The organism is Achromobacter sp. EG18 (assembly GCF_059759395.1).
The window spans coordinates 4104990-4121187 of record NZ_CM186213.1; the positions used below are offsets into that span (position 1 = coordinate 4104990).

General features: G+C 65.4%; 14 protein-coding genes. 11 read left to right on the forward strand and 3 right to left on the reverse strand.

Annotation, left to right across the window (positions count from 1 at the left end):
- The first annotated feature begins 123 nt into the window (after positions 1–123).
- From AC6CR5_RS18785 to AC6CR5_RS18800, 4 genes are all read left to right on the forward strand, one after another.
- A complete protein-coding gene (locus AC6CR5_RS18785) occupies positions 124–1287 on the forward strand; it encodes an ABC transporter substrate-binding protein (RefSeq protein ID WP_006389842.1) in 1164 nt (387 codons plus the stop codon).
- A gap of 142 nt (positions 1288–1429) precedes the next feature.
- Positions 1430–2302, forward strand: a complete 873-nt coding sequence (locus AC6CR5_RS18790; protein ID WP_006389841.1) for a branched-chain amino acid ABC transporter permease — start codon at positions 1430–1432, stop codon at positions 2300–2302.
- A 3-nt stretch (positions 2303–2305) separates the two neighbouring features.
- Positions 2306–4228, forward strand: a complete 1923-nt coding sequence (locus AC6CR5_RS18795) for a branched-chain amino acid ABC transporter ATP-binding protein/permease (RefSeq protein WP_498084810.1) — start codon at positions 2306–2308, stop codon at positions 4226–4228.
- Positions 4229–4244: 16 nt separating this feature from the next.
- Positions 4245–4967 (forward strand): ABC transporter ATP-binding protein, encoded by a 723-nt coding sequence (locus AC6CR5_RS18800; protein WP_006389839.1) that lies wholly within the window; start codon positions 4245–4247, stop codon positions 4965–4967.
- 477 nt (positions 4968–5444) lie between these two features.
- Here AC6CR5_RS18800 and AC6CR5_RS18805 read toward each other — a convergent pair whose 3' ends face one another.
- The 3 genes from AC6CR5_RS18805 to AC6CR5_RS18815 form a co-directional block, all read right to left on the reverse strand.
- Positions 5445–5873, reverse strand: a complete 429-nt coding sequence (locus AC6CR5_RS18805) for an organic hydroperoxide resistance protein (protein WP_006389838.1) — start codon at positions 5871–5873, stop codon at positions 5445–5447.
- A 152-nt stretch (positions 5874–6025) separates the two neighbouring features.
- The gene (locus AC6CR5_RS18810) at positions 6026–6487 is read right to left on the reverse strand and encodes a MarR family winged helix-turn-helix transcriptional regulator (RefSeq protein ID WP_047993194.1); all 462 of its coding nucleotides are present in this window, start codon (positions 6485–6487) and stop codon (positions 6026–6028) included.
- Positions 6488–6566: 79 nt separating this feature from the next.
- Positions 6567–7274 carry a Crp/Fnr family transcriptional regulator gene (locus AC6CR5_RS18815; protein ID WP_006389836.1) on the reverse strand — a complete coding sequence of 236 codons (708 nt, stop codon included), beginning with the start codon at positions 7272–7274 and terminating at the stop codon, positions 6567–6569.
- Between the two features lie 169 nt (positions 7275–7443).
- Between AC6CR5_RS18815 and AC6CR5_RS18820 the strand changes: the two genes are divergently transcribed.
- The 7 genes from AC6CR5_RS18820 (at position 7444) to AC6CR5_RS18850 (ending at position 16169) form a co-directional block, all read left to right on the forward strand.
- Positions 7444–9420 carry an AMP-dependent synthetase/ligase gene (locus AC6CR5_RS18820; RefSeq protein ID WP_020925957.1) on the forward strand — a complete coding sequence of 659 codons (1977 nt, stop codon included), beginning with the start codon at positions 7444–7446 and terminating at the stop codon, positions 9418–9420.
- 5 nt (positions 9421–9425) lie between these two features.
- Positions 9426–10322, forward strand: a complete 897-nt coding sequence (locus tag AC6CR5_RS18825; protein WP_020925956.1) for an ABC transporter ATP-binding protein — start codon at positions 9426–9428, stop codon at positions 10320–10322.
- A gap of 10 nt (positions 10323–10332) precedes the next feature.
- Entirely contained in the window at positions 10333–11262 is a 930-nt protein-coding gene (locus AC6CR5_RS18830) for a branched-chain amino acid ABC transporter permease (RefSeq protein ID WP_006389833.1), read from the forward strand.
- 24 nt (positions 11263–11286) lie between these two features.
- The gene (locus tag AC6CR5_RS18835) at positions 11287–12351 is read left to right on the forward strand and encodes a branched-chain amino acid ABC transporter permease (RefSeq protein ID WP_006389832.1); all 1065 of its coding nucleotides are present in this window, start codon (positions 11287–11289) and stop codon (positions 12349–12351) included.
- Between the two features lie 225 nt (positions 12352–12576).
- A complete protein-coding gene (locus AC6CR5_RS18840; protein ID WP_081089634.1) occupies positions 12577–13917 on the forward strand; it encodes an ABC transporter substrate-binding protein in 1341 nt (446 codons plus the stop codon).
- A 58-nt stretch (positions 13918–13975) separates the two neighbouring features.
- Positions 13976–14818 (forward strand): ABC transporter ATP-binding protein, encoded by an 843-nt coding sequence (locus tag AC6CR5_RS18845; RefSeq protein ID WP_148317409.1) that lies wholly within the window; start codon positions 13976–13978, stop codon positions 14816–14818.
- An 82-nt stretch (positions 14819–14900) separates the two neighbouring features.
- Positions 14901–16169 carry a phenylacetate--CoA ligase family protein gene (locus tag AC6CR5_RS18850; protein WP_498084811.1) on the forward strand — a complete coding sequence of 423 codons (1269 nt, stop codon included), beginning with the start codon at positions 14901–14903 and terminating at the stop codon, positions 16167–16169.
- Positions 16170–16198 lie beyond the last annotated feature (29 nt).

Sequence of the window (16198 nt, forward strand, 5' to 3'; positions counted from 1 at the left end):
CGCGTAAGCGATTAAGCAGACAGTCACAACACGCAACAGGAGTGCGCCACCCACCTTCTTCACGCCGCCTGGCGCCGGCACACGGTTTTCCACGCAGTTCTACCAATTACAACGGAGACATCCATGGATTTTCGTTTGAAGCTGCTTGCAGGAACCCTTGCTTTTGCCGTATCGGCCGCGGGCTACGCCGCCGACCCCATCAAGATCGGCGTGGCCGGCCCCTATACGGGCGGCTCTTCCTCCATGGGGGTGAGCATGCGCGACGGCGTGCGCCTGGCCATCGAGGAAATCAACAAGAATGGCGGCGTGCTCGGCCGGCAACTGGTCGCGGTGGAACGCGACGACGAAGCCAAGAACGAGCGCGGCGTGCAGATCGCCCAGGAACTGATCAACAAGGAACAGGTCACCGCCACGGTCGGCTACATCAACACCGGCGTGGCGCTGGCCTCGCAACGCTTCTATCAGGACGCCAAGATCCCGGTGTTCAACAACGTGGCCACCGGCAGCGTCATCACGCACCAGTTCAAGGCGCCCGAATACCCGGACAACTACGTATTCCGCAACGCGGCGCACGACAGTATCCAGGCGCCGATGATCGTCGAAGAGGCCATCACCCGCCGCGGCTTCAAGAAGGTCGCGATCCTGGCCGACTCCACCAACTACGGCCAGCTCGGCCGCGAGGACCTGGAAAAGGCCCTGGACGCCAAGGGCATCAAGCCTGTGGCCGTCGAGAAGTTCAACATCAAGGACGTCGACATGACGGCCCAGCTGCTCAAGGCCAAGGCCGCGGGCGCCGAAGCCGTGCTGACCTACGGCATCGGCCCCGAGCTGGCGCAGATCGCCAACGGCATGGCCAAGCTGGGCTGGAAGGTGCCGATCATCGGCAGCTGGACGCTGTCGATGGCCAACTACATCGACAACTCCGGCGCCAACGGCGAAGGCGCGCGCATGCCGCAGACCTTCATCCAGGATCCGGATACGCCCAAGCGCAAGGCCTTCATCGATGCCTACCTGGCCAAGTTCAAGCCCAAGAACAATCGCATCGACTCGCCGGTGTCGGCGGCCCAGGGCTATGACTCGATCTTCCTGCTGGCTGCCGCCATCAAGCAGGCCAACTCCACCGAAGGCCCGAAGATCCGTGAAGCGCTCGAGAACCTGCAGACGCCGGTCGAGGGCGTGGTGATGACCTACAACAAGCCCTTCACCCACGACAACCACGACGCCATCGGCGCCAAGGAAGTGGTCATCGGCGAGGTCAAGGGCGGCCGCGTGGTCAAGGCCAACTAAGTTCGTCCGAAGCAGTGCGGCGGCGGCTGCCCAGCCGCCGCCGCCGGCGTTCCCGCGCGCGGGGCGCCGGCATGCAGTCGCCTGACAACAGCGTTCTGCCCAAGGGGGTTGGGACGGAACACAGCGCCTCACGACACACACCATGATTCTTCTACAGCTTATCTATAGCGGTATCGCGCTGGGCATGATCTATGCCGTCATCGCGTTCGGGTACCAGCTCACTTTCGCCACATCCGGCACCCTGAACTTCGGCCAGGGCGAAGCCCTGATGCTGGGCGCGCTGGTCGGGCTCACGCTGGTCGGCCTGGGCGTGAACTATTGGGTCATGATCCCCATCGTCTGCATTTTCGGCTTCGCGCAAGGCGCGCTGGTCGAGCGGGTCGGCGTGCGGCCGGCCATCAAGACGCGATCCGAATTCGGCTGGATCATGGCCACCATCGCCCTGGGCATCATCTTCAAGAACGTGGCCGAGAACATCTGGGGCCGCGACGACCTGCGATTCCCCTCGCCGCTGCCCGAGGCGCCGATCGAGGTGCTGGGCGCGAACGTGCTGCCGATGGAACTGCTGGTGGTGTTCGGCGCGCTGGCCATGATGCTGCTGGTGGAACTGTTCAACCGCAAGTCCATCTACGGCAAGGCTTTCGTCGCCACGTCCAACGACCGCGACGCCGCAGGGCTGATGGGCATCAACACCGGCATGGTGATCACGTTTTCGTATGCCCTGTCGTCGCTGACGGCCGCCTTCGCGGGCGTGCTGGTGGCGCCGCTGACGCTGACCGGCGCCACCATGGGCGCGGTGCTGGGCCTGAAGGCCTTCGCGGTCGCCATCATCGGCGGCCTGTCCAGCGGCATGGGCGTGGTGGTGGGCGGCCTGATCCTGGGGATCGCCGAGACCACCACCGGTTTCTATCTTTCGACGGGGTACAAAGACGTGCCGGGACTGGTCCTGCTGCTGCTCGTACTGACCTTCAAACCCGCCGGCCTGTTCGGCAAGACCGCGATCAAGAAGGTGTAAGCGATGAAACCCCTGCACCTGCTGCTTTCCATCGTGGCGGTGGCCTGCCTGGCCGCCGTGCCCCTGGGCGTGACCAACACGTACTACCTGCACCTGATCGAAACCATCATGATCTATTCGATCCTGCTGTTCGGGCTCGATATCGTGGTGGGCTACACCGGCCAGGTGTCGCTGGGCCATGCCGGCCTGTTCGGCATCGGCTCGTATGTCGCCGGCGTGCTGTTCTTCCATCTGCAGATGCCGATATGGGTGATCCTGCCGGCGGCCATCCTGATCGCGGCGGCGTTCGGCGCGGTGCTGGCGCTGCCGGCGCTGCGGGTCACCGGCCCGTATCTGGCGATGGTGACGCTGGCGTTCGGCACCATCATCCAGATCCTGATCAACGAGATGACCTTCATGACCGAAGGCCCCCTCGGCATCAAGATCCCCAAGCCGTCGATCGGCGGGCACATCCTGACCAAGAGCGAGTACTTCTGGCTGGTGGCGGCGTTGCTGGTGCTGTCTCTGATCGTGGTGCACCGCATCCTCAAGTCGCACCTGGGCCGCTCGTTCGAGGCCCTGCGCGACAGCCCGATCGCCTCGGACTGCATGGGCGTGTCGGTTTATCGCCACAAGGTGTTCGCCTTCGTCATCAGCGCCGGCTTCGCCGGCCTGGCGGGCGCGCTGTATTCCTACTCCGAGCAGTACATCTCGCCCAACACCTACAACTTCGAACTCACCATCCTGTTCCTGCTGGCCATCATCATGGGCGGGCGCAAGAGCCGCACCGGGGCGCTGCTGGGCGCATCGATCATCGTGCTGCTGCCCAAGATGCTGGACGACATCGCCACCTTCCGCCTGATCGCGCTGGGCGTGGCGATCCTGGTGACGGTGGGCAGCGCGATCGCCATCTCCAAGGGCCGCACCGAGGCCCGCCGGGTGGCAGTGCCGGTGGTCGGCACCATCCTGCTGGCGGTGTTCTCGTATTGGCTGGAGGCGGTGACCGACTGGCGCCTGACGATCTTCGGCGCCATGATCCTGTTCGTCGTGTACTACCTGCCGGACGGCATCGTCGGCTTCGTGCGCAACCTGTTCTTCTCGACCCGACGCGCGGCGCTGTCGGTCAAGAAGGACCTGGTCAAGGAACAGGAAGCGGTGCCCGACGCGGCGCGAGGCCATGGCGAAACGCTGTTGGCGGCCAAGCAGGTGCTGATGCAGTTCGGCGGCCTGAAGGCGTTGAACCAGGTCGACCTGACGGTCAAGCGCGGCACCATCCATGGGCTGATCGGACCGAACGGTTCGGGCAAGAGCACCATGATGAACGTGCTGACGGGCATCTATGTGCCCACGGCAGGCGCGGTGGAGTTCAGCGGCAAGTCACTGGTGGGCCTGGCGCCGGCCGACATCGCCGCCACGGGCATTGCCCGCACCTTCCAGAACGTGCAGCTGTTCGGCGAGATGACGGCGCTGGAGAACGTGCTGGTGGGCCTGCACCACACCTTCACGACGGGACTGGCGGGCATCGCGCTGCGCACGCCGAAGTGGAAGGGGGAGGAACAAGGCGCGCGCGCCCGGGCCCTGGCGCTGCTGGAATTCGTGGGGTTGGAGGACCTGGCCAGCGAAGAGGCCCGCAACCTGCCCTACGGCAAGCAACGCCTGCTGGAAATCGCCCGCGCGCTGGCGCTGGACCCGCAATTGCTGCTGCTGGACGAGCCGGCCGCCGGCCTGACGGCGCCGGATATCGCCGAGCTGCTGACGATCATCCGCAAGGTGCGCGACCACGGCATTACGCTGATCCTGATCGAGCACCACATGGATGTGGTGATGGGGGTGTGCGACACCGTGTCGGTGCTGGACTTCGGCCAGAAGATCGCTGAGGGGCTGCCCAATGAAGTGCAGAGCAACGCCAAGGTTATCGAGGCGTATCTGGGCGGCGCGCCCGCCTGACGCCAAGGACGACAACATGCTATCGATCAAGAATCTGGAAGCGGGCTACGGGAAGGTGAAGGTGCTGCACGGCATCAGCATGGAGGTCCCGAAGGCCAAGGTGGTGACGTTGATCGGCTCGAACGGGGCCGGCAAGACGACGACGATGCGGGCGCTGTCGGGGATGATCCGGCCGACGGCGGGCGAGGTCACGCTGGGCGGCAAACGCATCGACGGATTGGAATCGCATCGGATCGCGCGGCTGGGGCTGGCGCATTCGCCGGAAGGGCGGCGGGTGTTTCCCACGCTTTCCGTCACCGACAATCTGCTGCTGGGCGCATTTCCCCGGTTGACGGGGAGCCGGCCCAAGGGTGACGTGCAGGCGGACCTGGGACGGGCGATGGATCTGTTTCCTCGGCTGAAGGAGCGGCGCGAGCAACTGGCGGGGACGCTGTCTGGCGGCGAGCAGCAGATGCTGGCGATGGCGCGGGCGGTGATGCTGAATCCGGAATTGGTGCTGCTGGATGAGCCGTCGATGGGGTTGGCGCCGATCCTGGTGGAAGAGGTGTTCCGGATCATCGCGCGGCTCAAGGATGAAGGGGTGACGATGTTGCTGGTCGAGCAGTTTGCGGCGGCGGCGCTCAATGTCGCGGATTATGGGTATGTGTTGGAGAACGGGCGGATTTCTGTGCATGGGAGTGCGGAGAAGTTGAAGCATGATCCGGCTGTGGTGGCGGCTTATCTTGGGGGGTCGCATTAGTTTTTTGCTGGCGTGGGATTGAGTTCTTGAGACGCACGGCGGGGCGGCGGGCGGTGGCGGACGGGGCTACGATTGCGGTCCGGAGCGTTCGCTCCGGACTGCCCCGTTGTCAACCTCGTACGCCTTCGGCTCCCTACGGTTTCCCTCGGGCGCATCTACACGCCCCGCCCGCCACCGCCCGCCGCCCCGCCGTGCTCGCGATTGCTTTGGTTCCGGCGTTGCTGGGGTGAGCCGTGTGCTTGGCGTTCTTTTGCCGTGGGTGTTCTCGCTGAAGATCTTGCAGGGCCCGCCCAAAGGCGGCCGCGCGGGCGGCCTTTTTGGGCTTACGCGACTTGGTGTGTTGGCGGATGACGCTGCGCGCTGGGGGGAAGCGGCTTGGCGGGTCGCCTGCTCTTGGAGTGGGGCGGATGAAAAAAGGCAGGATTGCGCTTGGTGCAATCCTGCCTTTGCTTTTGGCGCGCGGGACGCGCGCTTTGCTTAGACGTTGATGGTCAGGGTGACGTCGATGTTGCCGCGGGTGGCGTTCGAGTAGGGGCAGACGATGTGGGCGGCGGCGACGAGTTTTTCGGCTTCGGCGCGGTCCATGCCGGGCAGCGAGATCTTCAGCTCGGCTTCGATGCCGAAACCGGTGGGGATGGGGCCGATGCCGACCGAGCCGTCGATGGTGGCGTTGGCGGGCATGGCGATCTTGTCGCGGCCGGCGACGAACTTCATGGCGCCCATGAAGCAGGCCGAATAGCCGACGGCGAACAGTTGCTCGGGGTTGGTGCCCGCGGCGCCGGCGCCGCCCAGTTCCTTCGGGGTGGTCAGCTTGACGTTCAGGTTGCCGTCGCTGGAGACGCCGGTGCCTTCACGGCCGCCGGTGACGTGGGCGTGGGCGCGGTACAGGACTTTTTCGATCGACATGGTGCGTTCCTTTTGGATGAAGGTTGGACTGCCAGGCTGGCGGGACCCTTCCCGCTTCGGCCTTTACTAATTAAATAGTACACAATTTCATAGCGCGCTATCTTTAATCGGCGATGACAGCACCTGCCATCATCCGCCTCGAACACTAACAATCAAAGACTGCTGACCAGCTTTTCCCGCAATTCGTGCAACGCGCGCATGGTGCCCTGCGCCTCTTCCAGCGAGCACTGGGCCGCGGCGGCGACGGCGTGAGGCACCGCTTCGGCCTGGTTGCGCAGGTCGCGCCCTTGTTTCGTCAAGGTGACGATCACCTGGCGTTCATCGTCCTGGGCGCGAGTCCGGCTGACCAGGCCCGCCGCCTCCAGCCGCTTGAGCAGGGGCGTGAGGGTGGCCGAATCCAGGAACAGGCGTTCGCCGATATCGGTGACCGTGATTTCGTCGCGTTCCCACAGCACCAGCATGACCAGGTACTGCGGGTACGTCAGATCCAGGCCGCGCAGCAGCTTGCGGTACACCTTGTTCATCGCCAGCGAGGTCGAGTACAGGGCGAAACACAGCTGGCTGTCTAGCAGCAGCGGATTGAATGCGCTTTTGGGCTGGGATCTGGATTTCATTGCGCAATATTAAATAGCGCGCTATTTATAGTCAAGCACTTTTTCATCCGACTTTTGTAACCGCAGCGAATCACACGACTCAGGCGGCGTGCTCGCCTTCCAGCGCGCCGCGGTCGGAGCCGTACAGCTTCAGGCCATCCAGGTCCAGCACCCGCACGGCGCCATACTCGACGTTCAGCAGCCCGGCCTCTTCCAGCTTGCGCAGCGCCTGGTTGGCGCGCTGGCGCGAGACCCGCGCCAGGTAGCCGACCTCTTCCTGCGTGATGGTCAGGCGCATGCCCATGCCCGGGTACAGCAGCGGATTGAACAGTTCGGCCAGGCAGCGCGCCACCCGGGCGTCCGGATCCAGCAGGCGGTCGTATTCGGCTTTGCCGATGAACTGGGCGACGCGCTCGTTCAGCTGGTGCAGCAGGTAGCGGTTGAAGGGGATGCTGGTGTCCAGCAGCCAGTCGAAAGTGGCTGCCGGCAGGCGCGCGACGACGGAATCGCGCAGCGCCACGATGTCGTACTTGCGGACTTCGCGCTTGAGCAGCGAGCCCTCGCCGATCCAGCCGCCGGCGGGCACGCCCGTCAGCGATGCGACCTTGCCTTCGGCATTTCCCACGGACACCTTCACCAGGCCGGCCAGCACGCCGATCCATGCCTGGGCGAGTTCGCCTTTGCGCTCTATGATCGACCCGGCGGCAACCTGCTGCACGGACAGGTCTCGCTCGACGCGCGCTTGCTGCTCGGCGTCGAGTACGCGAAACCAGGCCGCGGCCAGTTGCAGGGAGTCGGATAGCTGCATCGGGAATACCCTAAAAGTTCCTTGAATGTCGCGATGGTGACAGTTGGTAGCAACCCAACCTTATACCTTAACTCCTGCCGTAAATCTAAAACCAACTGGTCAAGCGCAACCTCCCGCGCGCCGCGTCTCGCGGCAGCGGGCGCGATGCGCCCAAACCGGAGGAGACAACGTGGCACATTCATCGCCCGCATCCGCACAGATGCCGGCGGCGCTGGACACCTTTCCAGCGCTGCTGTTCGCGCATGCCGACGTACGCGGGTCGCGGCCCGCCATACGTGAGAAAGACCTGGGTATCTGGCAAACCCTTACCTGGTCGCAAGTGGCGGAGCACGTGCGCCAGGTCGCCCACGGACTCGCGTCGCTGGGCATCCAGCCCGGTATGCACGTGGCCGTGATCGGCGAGAACCGCCCGCGCCTGTACATGGCCATGATGGCCGCGCAATCGCTCGGCGCCATCCCCGTGCCGCTCTATCAGGACGCCGTGGCCCAGGAAATGGTCTACGTGCTGCAGGACGCCGAGATCAGCGTCGCGGTGGTCGAGGACCAGGAACAGGTCGACAAGATGCTGGAAGTGCGCGAGCAATGCCCCGCGCTCAAGCATGTGGTCTATGACGATCCGCGCGGCCTGCGCCACTACTCCGATGCGATGCTGCTGTCCTATGACCGGCTCGAGGAGATTGGCCGCGAGTACGCCGCGCAGCATCCCGACTTCTTCGCCCGCGCCGTGGCCGCGGTGCAGCCGCACGACGCGGCCGCGATGTTCTATACCTCCGGCACCACCGGCAAGCCCAAGGGCGTGGTGTTGACGCACCATGCGCTGATCGACCGCGCCCGGGCCGTGTCCGAAATGGAAAACCTGACCGACCGCGAGGACGTGCTGGCCTACCTGCCGCCGGCCTGGATCGGGCAGAACATGTTCTCGTACACGCAGTTGCTGGTCACGGGCTTCACGGTGAATCATCCGGAGTCGCCCGATACCGTGTCGATCGACATGCGCGACATCGGCCCCACCTACTACTTCGCGCCGCCGCGCGTGCTGGAAGGCCTGCTGACCCATGTGATGATCCGCATGGAGGACGCCGGTTATCTCAAGCGCAAGCTGTTCCATGCCTGCATGAAGCTGGCACGCCGCGTCGGCACCCGCATCCTGGACGGCGAATCGGTCAACGCCTGGGACCGCCTGCGCTACGCGCTGGGCAATGTGCTGATCTACGGTCCGCTGCGCAATGCGCTGGGCATGAGCCGCGTGCGAGTGGCCTACACCGCCGGCGAGGCGATTGGCCCCGACCTGTTCGTGTTCTACCGCTCCATCGGCATCAACCTCAAGCAGCTCTACGGCTCCACCGAAACGTCGGTGTTCGTCTGCGTGCAGCCGGACGGCCAGGTGCGTGACGACACCGTCGGCCCGCCGGTGGCCGGCGTGGAGATCCGCGTGGCCGACAACGGCGAGATCCTGGTCAAGAGCCCCGGCCTGTTCAAGGAGTACTACCGCAACCCGGACGCCACGCAGGAAGCGCGCAGCGCCGACGGCTGGTTCCACACGGGCGACGCGGGCTACCTGGACACCGACGGCCAGCTCAAGATCATCGACCGCGCAAAGGACGTCGGCAAGCTGGCCGACGGCAGCCTGTTCGCGCCCAAGTACCTGGAGAACAAGCTCAAGTTCTTCCCGCACATCAAGGAGGCGGTGGCGTTCGGCGCCGGCCGCCAGGACGTGTGCGCCTTCATCAACATCGACCTGGAAGCCGTGGGCAACTGGGCCGAGCGCCGCGGCCTGCCCTACGCCGGCTATACCGACCTGGCGGGCAAGGACGAGGTCTACCAGCTCATCGCCGATTGCGTCGAGCAGGTCAATGCCGACCTGGCCACCGATCCGAAGCTGTCGGCCTCGCAGATCAGCCGCTTCCTGATCCTGCACAAGGAACTGGATCCGGATGACGACGAACTGACGCGCACCCGCAAAGTGCGGCGCGCCTTCATCGCGCAGAAGTATGGCGTGCTGATCGACGCCCTGTTCGAAGGCAAGCAGTCCCAGTACATCGAAACCGAAGTGAAGTTCGAGGACGGCCGCAGCGGCAAGATCTCCGCCGACCTGAAGATCCGCCCGGTCAAGACGTTCCCCGCCATCACCGCCCGAGCCGCGTAGAGACCATGAGCAACAACGACCGCGACCAGCGCATCGGCGACGTGATGCTGGACATGCAGAACATCTCGCTGTCCTTCGGCGGCGTCAAGGCGCTGACGGACATTTCCTTCAACGTGCGCGAGCACGAGATCCGCGCCATCATCGGGCCCAACGGCGCGGGCAAGAGTTCGATGCTGAACGTCATCAACGGCGTCTACACGCCGCAGCAGGGAGGCATCGAGTTCCGCGGCGAGCGCTTCTCGCGCATGAATCCGCGCCGCGCCGCCGAAATGGGCATCGCCCGCACCTTCCAGAACCTGGCCCTGTTCAAGGGCATGAGCGTGCTGGACAACATCATGACCGGCCGCAACCTGCGCATGAAATGCGGGCTGCTGGCGCAGGCCTTCCGCCTGGGCGCGGCCGAGCGCGAAGAGATCGAGCACCGCCAGTTCGTCGAGAACATCATCGACTTCCTCGAAATCCAGGCCTACCGCAAGACCCCGGTGGGACGCCTGCCCTACGGCCTGCAAAAGCGCGTCGACCTGGGCCGCGCGCTGGCCATGGAGCCGCGCCTGCTGCTGCTGGACGAGCCGATGGCCGGCATGAACATCGAGGAAAAGCAGGACATGAGCCGCTTCATTCTCGATGTGAACGACGAATTCGGCACCACCATCGTGCTGATCGAGCACGACATGGGCGTGGTCATGGACATCTCCGACCGCGTGGTGGTGCTGGACTACGGCAAGAAGATCGGCGACGGCAAGCCCGATGAGGTGCGCGCCAACGAAGACGTAATCAGAGCGTACCTTGGCGTCGGCGGCGAAGCCGCCGTCACCAAGGACGCCGAAGCGCAGGCAACAGCCCCCGCCCCTAACCCTCCCCCCGAGGGGGAGGGAGAAAACTCACTGGCTGCACGGACTTAAGGGGCGAATGATGGGATTTTTTCTGGAAACCTTATTCGGCGGCCTGATGAGCGGCATGCTGTACGCCCTGATCGGCCTGGGCTTCGTGCTGATCTTCAAGGCGTCGGGCGTATTCAACTTCGCCCAGGGCGCCATGGTGCTGGTGGCGGCGCTGTCGATGGCGCGCTTCTCGGAGTGGCTACCGCGCTGGTTCGGCTTCGAAAACATGATCCTGGCCAACGTGCTGGCGTTCATCGTCAGCGCCATCGTGATGTTCCTGCTGGCCGTGGCGATCGAGCGCTTCGTGCTGCGCCACCTGGTCAACCAGGAGGCCACCACCCTGCTCATGGCCACGCTGGGCATCAGTTATTTCCTTGACGGCCTGGGCCAGATCGCGTTCGGCAGCTCGGTCTATTCCATCAACGTCGGCATGCCGAAAGACCCGTTGATGATCCTGGACTCGGTGTTCGAAGGCGGCCTGCTCATCAACCTCGAAGACCTCACCGCCGCCGTCATCGCCGCACTGCTGGTGGCGGCGCTGGCGCTGTTCTTCCAGTTCACCTCCACCGGCCGCGCCCTGCGCGCGGTGGCGGACGACCACCAGGCGGCGCAGTCCATCGGCATTCCGCTGAACCGTATCTGGGTCATCGTCTGGAGCGTCGCCGGCCTGGTGGCGCTGGTGGCCGGCATCATCTGGGGCTCCAAGTTCGGCGTGCAGTTCACGCTATCGACCGCGGCGCTGCGGGCGCTGCCGGTGGTGATCCTGGGCGGCCTGACCTCGGTGCCGGGCGCCATTCTCGGCGGCCTGATCATCGGCGTGGGCGAAAAGCTGTCCGAGGTCTACCTGGGGTCGCTGGTGGGCGGCGGCATCGAAATCTGGTTCGCCTATGTGCTGGCGCTGGTATTCCTGCTGTTCCGTCCGCAAGGGCTGTTCGGCGAGAAGATCATCGACCGCGTCTGACCGCAGGCACTCTGGGATACAAACATGTTCTATCGCGAAAACGGCCAATTCAAGACCAGCTATCGCGCCGACCAGCAGATCTTCCCGATCCGCCAGGACCGCGTCTTCATCTGGCTGCTGCTGGCGGTGGCGTTCATCGCCATCCCGGCGCTGTCCAGCGACTACCTGCTGCGCGCCATCCTGATTCCGTTCCTGATCCTGTCGCTGGCCGCCGTCGGCCTGAACATCCTGGTGGGCTATTGCGGCCAGATCTCGCTGGGCACGGGCGCCTTCATGGCGGTGGGCGCGTATGCCGCCTGGAACTTCGGCGTGCGCTTCCCGGGCATGCCGCTGATCGTCCAGATCCTGCTGGGCGGGTGCTTTGCCACCATCGTCGGCGTCATCTTCGGCATTCCCAGCCTGCGCATCCGCGGCCTGTACCTGGCCGTGGCCACGCTGGCGGCGCAGTTCTTCGTCGACTGGGCGTTCCTGCGCATTCCGTTCTTCACCAACTATTCTTCGTCGGGCAACGTCTCGGTGCCGCCGCTGACCGCCTTCGGGCTGCCGGTGCAGAGCGCGTTGGAAAAGTACCTGTTCGTGCTGATCCTGGTGGTGGTCTTCAGCCTGTTGGCCAAGAACCTGGTGCGCGGCGCCATCGGCCGCCAGTGGATGGCGATCCGCGACATGGACGTGGCCGCCTCGGTCATCGGCATCCGCCCGATGTACGCCAAGCTCACCGCGTTCGCGGTCAGCTCGTTCATCGTCGGCGTGGCCGGCGCGCTGTGGGGCTACATCCACCTGGGCTCGTGGGAGCCGCTGGCCTTCGACCTGACGCGATCGTTCCAGCTTCTGTTCATGGTCATCATCGGCGGCCTGGGCTCCATCATCGGCAGCTTCTTCGGCGCGGCCTTCATCGTGCTGGTGCCGGTGGCGCTGACCAACGTGCCGCACATGCTGGGCCTGTCGCTGTCGGTGGACACCGCCGCGCACGTCGAGCACATGGTGTTCGGCGCGCTGATCGTGTTCTTCCTGATCGCCGAGCCGCACGGGCTGGCGCGGTTGTGGAGCATCGGCAAGGAGAAACTTCGCATCTGGCCGTTCCCCCACTAATGATGGGCCCACCCCCGAAGCGCCTGCGGCGCTTCCCCCTCAAGGGGGCGCCGCTGGGGACCGGCAAAGCCGGATCCGCCGCGGCCCGGATGGTGCGGCTCCCGTTGTGATCATCGTCGGTAGTAGCGGTATGCGCGCCACGACCGACATCCTGAATACCCGGCTCCAGACCGGGCCAACCCCGGTGTCCGAGGGTTTATGACCCAAACACCACGCAGGAGGTAAATGGAGATGAAGCGTCTTAACCTGAAGTTGGCGGCAGCCTTGGTGGCCGCAGCCGGCGCCATCGGCGCCGTGGCCACGCCGGCAATGGCGGCGGAAGAGCAGTTCGTTCCGTTGCTGGTGTACCGGACCGGGTCGTTCGCGCCGCTGGGCATTCCCTGGGCCGACGGCAAGCTGGACTACCTGAAGCTGGTCAATGAACGCGACGGCGGCGTCAACGGCGTCAAGATCACCTACGAGGAATGCGAAACCGCCTACGCCACCGATCGCGGCGTGGAGTGCTACGAGCGCCTGAAGGGCAAGGGCACCGGCGCATCGGGCTTCGACACGCAATCGACCGGCATCACCTTCGCCGTCAGCGACAAGGCCATGGTCGACAAGGTGCCGGTCGAGACGATGGGCTACGGCCTGTCGCAATCGGTCGACGGCAGCGTGTTCGAATGGAACTTCCCGCTGCTGGGCACCTACTGGACCGCCGCCGACGTGATGATCCAGGACATCGCCAAGAAAGAAGGCGGCATGGACAAGCTCAAGGGCAAGAAGATCGCGCTGGTCTACCACGACTCGCCCTACGGCAAGGAACCGATCCCGCTGCTGCAGAAGCGCGCCGCCAAGGAAGGCTTCGAGCTGCTGCTGTATCCGGTGACCGCCCCCGGCGTGGAACAGAAGTCCACCTGGCTGCAGATCCGCCAGGCGCGTCCGGCCTACGTGCTGCTGTGGAGCGCCGGCATCATGACGCCCACCGCCATTCGCGAAGCGCAGGCCAGCGGCTACCCGCGCGACAAGATGTACGCGATCTGGTGGGCCGGCTCCGAAGGCGACGTCAAGGACCTGGGCGATGTCGCCAAGGGCTACAACGCCATCACCATCCACAACAGCGGCGCCGACCACGACAAGGTCTATGACGATCTGAAGAAGTACGTCTACGACAAGGGCCAGGGTTCGGACAAGACGGGCAAGACCACGCTCGGCACCATCGCCCACACCCGCGGCATGATGATTTCGATGCTGCAGGTCGAAGCGATCCGCACCGCGCAGGAGAAGTTCGGCAAGGGCAAGGCGCTCACGCCCGACCAGGTGCGCTGGGGCTTCGAGAACCTGAACCTGACGCAGGAACGCCTGAACCAGCTCGGCTTCGGCCAGATCATGCGTCCGGTCAAGACTTCTTGCAGCAACCACAAGGGTGACGACTGGGCCCGCATCGTGCAGTGGGACGGCGCCAAGTTCAAGGTCGTCTCGGATTGGTACCAGGCCGACAAGACCCTGCTGGACCCGATGGTCAAGGAAGCCGCGGCGAAGTACGCCAAGGAAAAGAACATCACGCCCCGCACTTGCGAGAACTGATGTGAACCGGCGGCCGGCGCCCCACGGCGTCGGCCGCCACCAAGCCGCAGGAACCGCCATGACCGCAGCAACGACTACCGCTACTACCGCCGACACCCCCAAGGTGCTGCTCGATGTGAACGGCATCGAGGTGATCTACAACCACGTCATCCTGGTGCTCAAGGGCGTGTCCCTGCAGGTGCCGGAAGGCCGGATCGTGGCCCTGCTGGGCGCCAATGGCGCCGGCAAGACCACCACGTTGCGCGCCATCTCGAACCTGCTCAAGGGCGAGCGCGGCGACGTCACCAAGGGCCACATCCAGTACCGCGACCAGCGCATCGAAAAGCTGTCGCCGGCCGAACTGGTCAAGCGCGGCGTGGTGCAGGTGATGGAGGGCCGCCATTGCTTCGCCCACCTCACCATCGAAGAGAACCTGCTGACGGGCGCCTACACCCGCGACCTCAGCCGCGGCGACACCAGCGCGGCGCTGGACCGCGTCTACCAGTATTTCCCGCGCCTGAAGCAGCGCCGATCCAGCCAGGCCGGCTATACCTCGGGCGGCGAACAACAGATGACCGCCATCGGCCGCGCGTTGATGGCCAACCCCAACATGATCCTGCTGGACGAGCCGTCCATGGGACTGGCGCCGCAGATCGTCGAGGAGATCTTCGAGATCGTGCGCGACCTGAACCAGCGCGAGCGCGTCAGCTTCCTGCTGGCCGAACAGAACACCAACATCGCGCTGCGCTACGCCGACTACGGCTACATCCTGGAGAACGGCCGCGTGATGATGGACGGCGCGGCGCAGGACCTGGCCCAGAACGAGGACGTGAAAGAGTTCTACCTGGGCATTTCCAGCGGCGAGCGCAAGAGTTTCCGCGACAACAAGTTCTACCGCCGCCGCAAACGCTGGCTGGCCTGATCCCTGGAGCGGCGACGCCGGCGCGGTCCGGCTCGCCGCCGGCAACGACACCGCAGTACGGCACACGAGAGGGTGCGATCCCATGTCCGAGTTTTTCGATGTCCTGGAAACCCGAGCGCCCGAGCAACGCGAGCGCGACCTGATGGCGGCCCTGCCCGGCGCCATCGCCCGCGCCATCGCCCGCGCGCCGGCCATTGCCGAGCAGCTGCGCGGCATCGACCCCGCCGCGGTCACCTCGCGCGCCGCGCTGGCGCGCCTGCCGGTGCTGCGCAAGCACGAGCTGCTGGAACGCCAGCAGCACAGCCGCGAACAGGCGGCGCAACCGGCCGGACCGCAAAAGGCCTTCGGCGGCTTCTCGGCCATCGGCTGGGGCGAAGCCATGCGCGTGTTCGCCTCGCCCGGCCCGATCTACGAACCCGAAAGCGCCCGCGCCGACTACTGGCGCTTTGCCCGCGCGCTGTACGCCGCAGGCTTTCGCGCCGGCGAGCTGGCCTACAACTGCTTTTCCTATCACTTCACGCCGGCCGGCTCGATGATGGAAACGGCCGCGCACGCCGTCGGCTGCACCGTGTTCCCCGGCGGCACCGGCCAGACCGAACAGCAGGTGCGCGCGATCCAGGACCTGGCGCCCAGCGGCTACACCGGCACGCCCAGCTTCCTGAAGATCATCCTGGAAAAGGCCGACGAGCTCGGCGTGAAACTGGATTCGCTGCGCCGCGCCCTGGTGTCCGGCGAAGCCTTCCCGCCGTCGCTGCGCGACTGGCTGGCCGCGCGCGGCATCGAGGGCTACCAGGCCTACGGCAGCGCCGACCTGGGCATGATCGCGTTCGAGACGCCGGCGCGCCAGGGCCTGGTGCTGGGCGAGGACATCATCGTCGAGATCGTGCGGCCCGGCACCGGCGAACCCGTGCCCGATGGCGAAGTGGGCGAAGTCGTGGTCACCACGCTGAACCCCGACTACCCGCTGGTGCGCTTCGGCACCGGCGACCTGTCGGCGGTGATGCCGGGCATCTCGCCCTGCGGCCGCACCAACACCCGCATCAAGGGCTGGATGGGCCGCGCCGACCAGACGACGAAGGTGCGCGGCATGTTCGTGCATCCCTCGCAGGTGGCCGACGTGGTGCGCCGCCATCCGGAAATCCTGCGGGCACGCCTGGTGATCAGCGGCACCACCGGTTCGGACAAGATGGTGCTGCGGGTGGAATCACGCGTGCGCGGCGAAGACCTGGGCGCCCGCATCGCCGAATCGGTGCGCGACGTGACCAAGCTGCGCAGCGACGTGGAATGGGCCGAGGCCGGCTCCCTGCCAAACGACGGCAAGGTCATCGACGACATCCGCACCTACGAATAACAAGGATAAGAAGAAAGGCGCGCGCCCGG